This window comes from Micropruina sp., assembly GCF_047607385.1.
Taxonomy (GTDB): domain Bacteria; phylum Actinomycetota; class Actinomycetes; order Propionibacteriales; family Propionibacteriaceae; genus Micropruina.
On record NZ_JASGDE010000054.1, the window covers coordinates 1 to 10,207 of the forward strand.

Consider the following 10,207-nt stretch of genomic DNA (forward strand, 5'->3'; position numbering starts at 1 on the left):
CGCGGTGCCGGCCGCCCAGTGCAGGTCGGGCGCTGGGGCCGCGGTGCGCCGGGGCCGGCTGAGCTGGGCCAGCAGCTGCGGCCAGGCCGGGTCGCGTCCGGCGCGATGCAGGTCTTCGCAGCGCAGGCAGGCGGTCCGACCGGGCAGCACGAACGGACCGACGGCGACCCCCAGGTCGCTGCCGCACACCACCAGATGCGGCCGATCCGCGACCTGGCCGATCACCGAGCGATCCGCTTCGGGTGCCCGGGCGACGACCACGGTCAACCCGGGCAGGGCACCCTCGGCGCCGAGTTGGCTGCCGAACCGCAGCCGGCCCGGGTGCCGCCGCTGCAACGCCTGCAGCGACCGGGGCGGGCTCAGCGCGCCCGGCCGGATCACCCGCACCGGGTCGCCGACCACGGCGAGCAACAGCTCGGCCACCAGCAGCGGCAACCGTCCGGAACCCACCACGGCGAGGTCCGCGGACGCCGGCGCCGCCCGGTGCAGCAGTCCGGCCCGCTGCAGCAGGTCGATCAGCCGCGGCAGCCAGCGTCCGGCCGAGGCTCCGGCGAGCAGTTCCAGCTGTTCCCCGGAGCAGGGCTGGAGCAGCGCATCCAACACCGCGGCGGCAGCGCGGGGGAACCGGCCGACGACCAGCCCGGCCGGCGGCTCCAGGCCCAACTGCAGGGTGCCGTCCGGCCGCCACAGCGCGGGCAACGGCGTCCGCAACTGCCAGCGGTCGCTCTGTCCTGGATCCACCCGGCCATCGTGGCGGACGCGGTGGCCGCTTCCGGCGTCCGGCACCGGACGGACAACACCCTGCCGGCAACGGACAACACCCAGCTGGCAACGGACAACACCGGCCCGGCGGGTGAAGGCCGCGGACATGCAAAAGCGCCGCACCCCCGGGGGCGCGGCGCTGATGCGCGGACTTCAGGCCTTGGGCAGGAAGCGGGTCAGGTTGGTACCACAAACGGGGCACTTGGCCTTGGCGATCCGGGTTCCCTTTGCGTTCACCGTCACGTCGCCGGTCGCGTCGCGGTGGTCCTTGCACTTCACGCAGTAGAACGAACCGCTGTAGGTGTCGTCGGCCACGTCATTCCTCCTATTGATAGGTGCGCTGGGGCAATCACAGCGCGGCTTGCCGGTTCAGCATACGGCACCGTCAAACAGTGCCGTGCGTTCGGATCTGGCGCGTCGCCGCACCCCCGAGCAACTGAAACGAGGCCACCGGAACATCGTCCGCTTGCCTTCCCCTGCGAGCGGACTGACCGGGGGCCTCGTGTCTCAGACGCTAGTGGGGGAGCGCCCGGACGGTCAACACGGGCACCGGATTCTGGGCACCGGACGACCGATCGGACGTGTCGGAGGGACCCTCTAGGGTCGTGCCATGGCTTCGGAACACTACGAGGTGCGGCGCAGTGCGCGACGGCGAACCACCATGGGCATCGTCCGCGAGTCCGGGAAGCTGGTCGTGCTGGTCCCCGACCGCATGACGCCCCGGCAGGAGCGGGAACTGATCCCCGGTCTGGTGTCCCGCTTCCTGGAGCGCGAAGCCAGCCGGCGGCTGCCCGCCGCCGACGCCGAACTCACCGCCCGGGGCAGGCAGCTGTTCGCCCAGTACCTGGCCGAACCGGGACGCCCGGTCCCGGAACTGCGGGTGTCCTGGTCGTCGCGACAGCAGCAGCGTTGGGGCTCCTGCACCACCTCGACCGGCGAGATCCGGCTCTCCGACCGGCTGCGGTCGATGCCCGACTGGGTCGCCGACTACGTGCTGGTGCACGAACTCACCCATCTGCTGGAGCGCAACCATTCGGCGCGGTTCCACGAACTGGTCGCCCGCTACCCGCAGACCGAGCGGGCCAAGGGCTTCCTGGAGGGCTGGATCAGCGCCCAGGGGCTGCCGGCCCAGGAGTACTGACGGAAATCGGCTACTGGCCGTTCTCCTCGTCGAGCAGCTTGGCCAGCTCGGCGTCCAGTTCGTCGGGCGGGGCGGCGGCGTGGCCGTGCTCGGCGTAGCCCAGCGGATCGTCCAGGTCGGACGAGGTGGGAATCAGGTCGGGATGGCTCCAGGCCTGGTCGCGGGCGGACGCGCCGCGGGTGGCCCGCACCGCCGCCCACAGATTCGCGGCGTCCCGGGTGCGGCGCGGCCGCAACTCCAGTCCCACCAGCGACTTCAGCGCCGTCTCGGCCGGTCCGCCGGCAGCCCGCCGGCGCCGGACGATCTCGGTCAGGGCGGCCCCGTTCGGCATCCACCGGCTCATGGTGTGGCCGACCACCTCGTCCACCCAGCCCTCGACCAGGGCCAGCAGCGTCTCCAGCCGCTCCAACACCTCGGTCTGCTCGGGCGTCACCGCCGGCTCGAACAGCTTGCCGGCCAGGGTCTGCCCGGCGCGCTCCAGGTCGTCGGCGCTCATCGCCGCGCTGAGCTGCTGCTCGATCGCCTGCTCCAGGGCGGAGGTGTCGATGGTGATGTCGCGGGCATAGTGCTCGACCAGGGCGTGCAGCTGCGGACCGAGCCAGCCCACGGCGGCGAACAGCCGCTGCCGGGCGGTCTCCCGCAGGGCCAGGAAGAGCAGCACGTCGGCGGCGGTCACCGACTCCAACTCGGCGCCGAACGCGTCGATGTTGGTCGGCAGCAGCGCCACCTGGGGCCGGACGCCCAACGGCAGGCCGATGTCGCTGACGCTCAACACCTCGGCGGACAGGCTGCCCACCGACTGGCCGACCTGCGCGGCGAACATGCCGGACGCCGCGGCCCGCACCATCGGCTTCATGAACTCCTCGCCCGGTCCGGCCTCGCGGGCCATCAGGGCGCCCAGCGCGGCGGACAGGCTGGCCACGATCGGGTTGCTCAGCTTGCGCCAGGTCTCGAAGGTGCCTTCCACCCATTCGGCGCGACTCCAGGCCAGTGCCGGGGCGCTCAACCGGGGGAAGGAGATCTCCTCGTCCAGCCACAGGTCGGCCAGACCGGCGGCGTCGCGCACCTGTCCGGACTGGGCGGCGGACGGGGTCTGGTCGGGGCCCAGCGAGGCGGTCACCCGGCGCGCGATGTCCTTGGTGAAGGTCCAGTTCATCCCGCTGTTGGCATCGGTCGGGCCGAAGCCGGCCATCTGGGTCTGGAACTGCGCCATCACCGCTTGCAGCCGCTGGGTGAGCGCGGCCATGTCGAACTCGCCGTCCGGGCCGGGGGTGATGCCGAACTGGGCGAGGAACTGGGCCAGCGGGTTCTCCTCGCTCGGCCGGTCGCCGTTGTCGGGGAGGTCCGGGTCGGTGGCCATGAATGGGCTCCTGAGGTCGAGGGTTGAAGGCGTCCGGTCCGGTGGGCCGGGGTGCGACGTGGTCCATTGTCCCGCACCCGGCAAGGTGATGGCAGCCGGGGCGGCGGGCGATTCCGGTAGTGTCGGGGGGTGACCAAGCAGACCTGGACGGCGGCCGTCTCGGCGCTGCTGTTCGTGGCGCTGGCTGCGGTGGTGTCGTTGACCCCCGTGCCCTTCGTCAGTTGGTCGCCGGGCACCACGGTCGATCTGTTCGAGCCGGTGGACGGCCAGCCCCGGGTCGACATCCAGGGAGTGGCGACGCATCCGGGCACCGGCCAGCTGCGGCTGACCACGGTCTCGGTGACCCGGGCGGATAGCCAGCTGACCCTGCCGGAGGCGCTGTTGTCGTACTGGCTGTCGGCCCGCGAGGTGCTGCCCCGCGAGGCGGTGTACCCGCCAGGGGTGAGCGTCGACGAGATCCGGGCACGCGAGGTGCAGATGATGGACACCTCGCAGTCGGCCGCGGTGGCCGCCGGCCTGCGCGCCGCGGGCGAGAAGGTGGTCGAGTACCCGATGGTGACCGGGGTCTCCAACGGCAGCCCGGCGGACGGCAAGCTACGGCCGGGCGATTTCATCCTGCGGATCAACGACAAGCCGGTGAAGACCACCCGTGCCGTCGGCGCCGAGATCAGCAAGTCCGCGGTCGGCGACCCGATCCTGTTCACGCTGTTGCGCGACCGGGCGGAGACCCGCGAGACGGTCATCACGGTGAGCGCGAACGCCAACCCGGCCCAGCCCGTGGTCGGCATCAACCTGGGGATCGGCTACTCCTACGTGCCGCGGGTGAACTTCCGGATCAATCCCGACATCGGCGGGCCGAGCGCCGGGCTGATCTTCGCCCTGGCCGTCTACGACCTGGTCTCGCCCGACGACCTGATCGCCGGACGGTCGGTGGCCGGCACCGGCACGATCGACGGCGACGGCGCGGTGCACGGGATCGGCGGCATCCAGGAGAAGATCGCCGGCGCCGAAGCGGCCGGAGTCACCGTGTTCCTGGTGCCCGCCGACAACTGCCCGGACGTGGTCGGGTTGTCGACACCGGTGCGGCTGGTCCGGGTCAGCACCCTGTCCGAGGCGATCGCCGCGCTGGAGGATCTGAAGGATCCGGCCCGCGCCGCCAAGGTGGTGGGCTGTTCGTGACCGTCCCGGACGCCCTGATCGCCGCGCTGCTGGAGATCGAGCGACACGTCGCCGGCGTGGGCTGGGATCAGCCCGCCCGGCTGTTCGCACTGGTTCCCACCGCCGAGCTGATCGCCGCCGAACCACAGCTGGCCGAGCACCTCACCGGCGGCACCGATCCACGACCCGGACAGCTCTCGGCGATCGAACAGGACGGTTTCGCCGGCGGCGCCGACCTGGGCGAGGCGCTGGCCCGGATCGCCTGGCCGCCCACGGTGGCCGGCGTGGCGCTCAGCCTGGAGCGGTTCTTCCTCCCAGGAACCGCGGACGCCGACCTGCCGGCCGGCGCTGCGGCGTCCGAGGAGGTCCGGAAGAGCCCGGACCGGCAGGAGATCCGGGTGGTGGTGGGCGCGCTGCGCGGCGGGGACGCTTACGGAGTGGCCCGAATCCGCAGCCATCCCGACGATCTGCTGTCGGGAGCCGACCTGGTTCCCGGGTTGGCCGCCGCCCTGGCACGTACATTGGACTGACACCCAAAACCGAGGAGAAGCCCGCGTGAGCCTGTCTGCAAGTGTCCACCGTCGATCGCCCTTGCTGCTGACCTTCGGGATCGCGGCCGTGCTGGTGATCGCCTTCGCGGTCTTCACCCAGATCTGGACCGACAAGCTGTGGTTCGATTCGGTCGGTTTCGGGGTGGTCTTCTCCACCGAGCTGTGGACCCGGGTGGGTCTGTTCGTCGGCGTCGGCCTGCTGATGGCGCTGCTGGTCGGCGGCAATATGTGGCTGGCGATCCGGCTCCGTCCGCCGGCCCGTGCCGCGGGGGAGAGCGCCGTCCTGGACGCCTACCGGCGGATGCTGGAACAGAGCGCCAAATTCGCCGTGGGGGTGCCCGCGCTGGCGCTGGGCATCCTGGCCGGCATGTCGGCGGTCACCGAGGTGCTGCCGGTGCTGGCCTGGTTCAACGCCGTGCCGTTCGGCCAGACCGACCCGGTCTTCGGGCTGGACTACAAGTTCTACGTCTTCGAGCTGCCGATCTGGCAGAGCTTCCTGTCCTTCCTGCTCACCGCCGGTGCCTTCGCGCTGATCGGTGCCGCGATGGTGCACTTCGCCACCGGGGCGATCCGGGCGGTGCGCGCCACCGGGCGTCCGCAGGTCACCCCGGCGGCCCGGATCCATCTGTCCATGGTGACCGGGGTGCTGCTGGTGCTGTACGGGCTGCAGTGCCTGCTGGACCGGTATTCGATGCTGCTCAGCCAGGGCACCCTGTTCACCGGCGTCCACTACACCGACGACCACGCCCGGATCGGCGCCAAGCTGGTGATGGCGGTGATCTCGTTCCTGGTCGCCGCGCTGTTCTTCGCCAACCCGATCATCAAGCGGGGCATCTACCCGACCGCGGCGCTGGTGCTGATGGTGATCTCCGGGCTGATCCTGACCCTGATCTATCCGGCCGTGGTGCAGTCCTTCGTCGTCGCGCCGAACCAGCCGGACAAAGAGAACCCGTACATGCAGCGGCACATCGACATGACGCGGCAAGCCTTTGGGATCAACGACACCGAGATCACCCCGTACGTGGCGGACACCCAAGTCCGCGCCGGCCAGCTCAAGGCGGACGCCGAGGCACTGCCCGGCATCCGGCTGATGGACCCGGCGGTGATCGCCCCCACCTTCGAGCAGTTGCAGCAGCTGCGCAACTACTACACCTTCCCCGAGGCGCTGGACATCGACCGCTACACCATCGACGGCAAGGAGACCGACGTGGTGGTGGCTGCCCGGGAGATGAACCTCGCCGGCCTGCCCGACCAGAACTGGAACAACATCCACACCGTGTACACCCACGGCTACGGCCTGGTGATCGCCTACGGCAACCGCCGGCAGAGCGACGGCCAGCCGGAGTGGATCGTTCGCGATATCCCGCCGACGGGCAAGCTCAGCGACTACGAATCGCGGATCTACTTCGGGGAACAGTCCACCCAGTATGCGATCGTCGGCCGTGAGGAGGGCCAGCAGCCGATCGAGTTGGACACTCCGAACAACCAGTACAACGTCTATGCCGGCAAGGGCGGGGTGCCGATCGGGGACCCGTTCACCCGAGGGCTCTACGCGGCCAAATTCATGGACTTCAACCTGCTGTTGTCGGACCGGGTGAACAGCCAGTCGCGGATTCTGTACAACCGGACGCCGAAGGAGCGGGTGCAGCAGGTCGCGCCCTGGCTGACCGTCGACTCCAACATCTACCCGGCCGTGGTGGACGGGCGCACGGTGTGGATCGTGGACGGCTACACCACCTCGAACAGCTACCCGGACAGTCAACTGGTGAACCTGCGCAATTCGGCCGCCGACACCCAGTCGCGGGCGGTCGGCACCCAGGTCGACGCCAACATCAACTACATCCGCAATTCGGTGAAGGCCGTGGTGGACGCCTACGACGGCACCGTGACGCTGTACGCCTGGGACGATTCCGACCCGATCCTGCAGGCCTACTCGCGGGCCTTCCCCGGCACGGTGCAGCCGAAGAGCGCGATCAGCCCCGACCTGCTCAGCCACCTGCGCTACCCGGAGGACCTGTTCAAGGTGCAGCGCGAGATCCTCAGCCGCTACCACATGACCGACCCGTACATCTGGTACGCGCAGTCCGATCTGTGGCAGGTGCCGAACGATCCGGTGAAGGCGAACTCGGACGCCAAGGAGCCGCCCTACTACCTGAGCATCAAGTGGCCCAAGGACGAGAACCCGGTGTTCAGCCAGACCACCGTGTTCGTGCCGAAGGATCGCTCGAACCTGGCCAGCTATCTGTCGGTGGTGGCCGAGGCGACCAGCCCCGACTACGGCAAGCTGCGGGTGCTGCGGATGTCCGACACCCACCAGATCGACGGTCCGGGACAGACCTTCAACGCGATCAACCAGGACCAGAAGGTCGCCGAGACACTGCGTCCATTCCTGAACCAGGGCGCCGCATCGGCCACCTACGGCAACCTGTTGACCCTGCCGATGGGCAACGGGCTGCTCTACGTGGCGCCGATCTACACCATGCGGCAGAGCAACACCGGCTCGTACCCGGCGCTGGCCTACGTGGTGGTCCGGTTCGGCTCGCACGTCGGGATCGGCACCACCCTGCAGAAGGCCCTGGACGAGGTCTTCGCCGGCAGTGCCGGGGCCGACACCGGTGAGGGGCCGAGTGCCTCGCCGTCGCCGTCCGGATCGGCCTCGCCGTCCGGGTCGCCGACACCCGGCGGGACACCGACCGGCACCGCGCAGCCGAACAACCCGGCCGCGGTCGCCCAGCTGACCAAGGCCCAGGAGGCCTTCGTGGCCGCGGACGCCGCACTGCGCAAGGGCGACCTGGCCACCTACCAGGCGAAGGTCGACGAGGCGAAGGCGGCACTGGCCCAGGCGCTCAAGCTGATGGGCCGCTGAACGGCCCTCCCCGGTATAGCCCTCCCTAACTACCTGCGCTCTCCCACCTGCGGGAGGGCGCAGGTAGTTAGCGTCCGGGCACTGAAATGGTGCCGGACACGTCAGTGATCTGACGTAGGTTAGGCTTACCTAAGCAAAGGTTCCGATGACTCTGACTTCCTCTGTGCTGACCCCTGCCCTTCGCCGCTCGCAGCCCGCGGTGCGCCCGCACTCGTGGGGAGTGTGGGCTGCCCTGGTGATCTCCGCCGCCGCCCTGGCCGGGCAGGCCGTCCCGGTGCTGGGCTGGACCGCGGTCGTGTTCTGGGCGCTCGTGCCCGGCCTGCTGCTGACCCGGCTGGTGCCGTCCACCCGGCTGCCCGCGATCGGGCTGGTGCCCGCGGTGAGCGCCTCGGTGACGGTGCTGCTGGCCAGCGCGTCGCTGTGGCTGGGGCTGTGGCAGCCCCGGGTGGTCACCGCGATCGTCGCCGGACTGGCCGCCGGGTATGCCGCGATGTCGTTGTCCCGGCCGACGCTGCCGGCGCTGTCGTTGCCGAGCGGTCTGTGGGCCCGGGTGACGCTGGGCATCGGCGCCCTGGCCGCGGTGCTCTGGCTGGTCTCGCTGCCCGCGGTCGCCGCCGGACGCGACGACGCCTTCGGCCCGCTGGCCGGCACCCCGGTGTTCGCCGTCGCGCTGCTGCTGGCGGTGCTCGGGTTCCTGTTCGCGCTGCGGCTGCGGCACTCCGGCCTGATGTGGACGATGCTGCTGCTCAGCTGCCTGATCGAGCGCGGCACCGCCCCGCTCACCCTGGACGCGCCGTCGGTGGACTGGGCCTATAAGCACCTCGGGGTGATCGACCTGATCACCAGCACCGGAACGCTGCACCGCGGGCTGGACATCTACCAGGGCTGGCCGGGCTTCTTCGCCGCGATCGGCTGGGTGAGCGTGGCCGGCGGGGTCTCGCCGTTCGCGATCGCCTGCTGGTTCACCCTGGCCGTCACGGTGGCCGGGGTGGCCGCGATGTACACCCTGAGCCGGGCGCTGCGGCTGTCGGTTCCGGCGTCCCAGGCTGCCGCGATGGTGGCGCTGGTGGTCAACTGGGTGGCCCAGGACTACTTCTCGCCACAGGCGCTGGGTTTCGTGCTGGCGATGGTGACCGCCGCGCTGGTGGTCCGGGCCCGGTCCAGCCGGACCGCCGCGATCCTGTCGGTGGTGGTGTTCGCGGCGCTCGTGGTCAGCCACCAGTTGACCCCGTTCTGGCTGCTCGGCGCGATCGGTGTGCTGATGCTGTTCGGACGGGTGTCGTGGTGGCTGGCGGCGCTGCTGGCCGCGGTGGCGCTGGGCCAGCTGGCGGCCAATTTCGAGATCGCCAGCGCCTACGGGCTGTTCACCGGCGTCGACGTGCTGCGCAACGCGCAGACCGGTGCCGCCGCCGACCTGGGCAGCCTGGCGCTGACCGTGCACGGGGTAAGCAACCGGGTGGCCACCCTGGGGCTGTGGGGACTGGCCGGCGTGCTCGCGATCGGCCAACTGCGCCGGCAGCGCTGGGCCCGCTGGCGCCGCGGACCCGGCCTGGTGGCGGCGGTGCTGGCCTTCTCGCCGTTCGCCATCCTGTTCGCCCAGAGCTACGGCGGCGAGGCGCTGCTGCGGGTGATGCTCTACTCCATCCCGGGCTGTGCGCTGCTGATCGGCCCCTGGCTGACCCGGCTGTTCGGCGGCGATCTCCGGGCCCGGCTGACCGGCGGCGCGGCGCTGCTGATCCTGGCCGCCGGCGCCTCCCAGGCCTACTTCGCCACCTACTACCACTACGCGGTCACCAAGGCCGAATACCAGGCGCAGGCACTGTTGGAGCGGGAGGTGCCCGGGCGCGCCTATCTCAGCCCCGGGTCCGCGTTCTGGCCGGTGCGGGCCAGCGAGGCCTACGCCTGGCGGCTGACCGACGACTGGGAGTACGACCGTCCGCTGCAGAACGAGGGCGACGGGCTGCGCTCCCCGGACTACCTGGCCGCGCTGGAGGCGCATCTGGAGAATCGCAGCGCGCCCACCTATGCGCTCTACGGCCCGCGGATGGACGGCTACGCCGACTATCGCGGGATCGCGCCGCTGGGCACCATCGACGCACTGCGCGAGACGCTGCGCACCCGGCCGGGCTGGGAGGTGGTGCTGGACGCCGACGGCGTCACGGTGTTCCGCTACGTGCCGGCCCAGGCCCGCACCCAGGAGGCCGCGACGTGGCGTCCCTGACCGACGACCGTGCCGGCGAACTGACGCCGATCCGCTGCGTCAGCTGGGCGGTCGAGTACGCCGACGCCGCCCTGGAGCCCAACGCCGACGGACGGCTGCACGTGCTGGCCACCGTGGCCGGCTGGCCCGCCGCGGTGCTGGACGTCCG

Annotated in this window: 8 protein-coding genes; 5 read left to right on the plus strand and 3 right to left on the minus strand. The window is 70.8% G+C overall.

Features of this window, described 5'->3' with window-relative positions; translation table 11 throughout:
• A partial coding sequence (locus QM582_RS05280; RefSeq protein ID WP_415082399.1) for a hypothetical protein occupies window positions 1-741 on the minus strand: 741 nt, incomplete at its 3' end.
• A 174-nt stretch (window positions 742-915) separates the two neighbouring features.
• A complete protein-coding gene (locus tag QM582_RS05285) occupies window positions 916-1,077 on the minus strand; it encodes a DUF5679 domain-containing protein (protein WP_264700852.1) in 162 nt (53 codons plus the stop codon).
• 295 nt (window positions 1,078-1,372) lie between these two features.
• Here QM582_RS05285 and QM582_RS05290 point away from each other — a divergent pair, with 295 nt between their 5' ends.
• A complete protein-coding gene (locus QM582_RS05290) occupies window positions 1,373-1,903 on the plus strand; it encodes a M48 family metallopeptidase (RefSeq protein ID WP_415082402.1) in 531 nt (176 codons plus the stop codon).
• 10 nt (window positions 1,904-1,913) lie between these two features.
• On the opposite strand, the gene QM582_RS05295 is transcribed toward QM582_RS05290, so the two are convergent.
• Complete coding sequence (locus QM582_RS05295) at window positions 1,914-3,263, minus strand: zinc-dependent metalloprotease (protein ID WP_415082404.1); 1,350 nt, start codon at window positions 3,261-3,263, stop codon at window positions 1,914-1,916.
• Window positions 3,264-3,392: 129 nt separating this feature from the next.
• Here QM582_RS05295 and QM582_RS05300 point away from each other — a divergent pair, with 129 nt between their 5' ends.
• The 4 genes from QM582_RS05300 to QM582_RS05315 all read left to right on the plus strand — a co-directional run bounded on the left by QM582_RS05300 (window position 3,393) and on the right by QM582_RS05315 (window position 10,059).
• Entirely contained in the window at window positions 3,393-4,442 is a 1,050-nt protein-coding gene (locus QM582_RS05300; RefSeq protein WP_415082406.1) for a PDZ domain-containing protein, read from the plus strand.
• Entirely contained in the window at window positions 4,439-4,951 is a 513-nt protein-coding gene (locus QM582_RS05305) for a PPA1309 family protein (RefSeq protein ID WP_415082407.1), read from the plus strand. Before QM582_RS05300 ends, QM582_RS05305 begins: the two co-directional genes overlap by 4 nt.
• A 25-nt stretch (window positions 4,952-4,976) precedes the next feature.
• Window positions 4,977-7,838, plus strand: coding sequence for a UPF0182 family protein (locus QM582_RS05310; RefSeq protein WP_415082409.1), 2,862 nt, complete (start codon window positions 4,977-4,979; stop codon window positions 7,836-7,838).
• A 145-nt stretch (window positions 7,839-7,983) separates the two neighbouring features.
• A complete protein-coding gene (locus QM582_RS05315) occupies window positions 7,984-10,059 on the plus strand; it encodes a hypothetical protein (protein ID WP_415082411.1) in 2,076 nt (691 codons plus the stop codon).
• Window positions 10,060-10,207: the final 148 nt, after the last annotated feature.

What these genes read in the sequence shown, in the direction of transcription:
- QM582_RS05290 (WP_415082402.1), top strand. Translation starts at nt 1,373, where the DNA reads ATGGCTTCGGAACACTACGAGGTGCGGCGCAGTGCGCGACGGCGAACC.
- QM582_RS05295 (WP_415082404.1), bottom strand. Translation starts at nt 3,263, where the DNA reads ATGGCCACCGACCCGGACCTCCCCGACAACGGCGACCGGCCGAGCGAG.
- QM582_RS05315 (WP_415082411.1), top strand. Translation starts at nt 7,984, where the DNA reads ATGACTCTGACTTCCTCTGTGCTGACCCCTGCCCTTCGCCGCTCGCAG.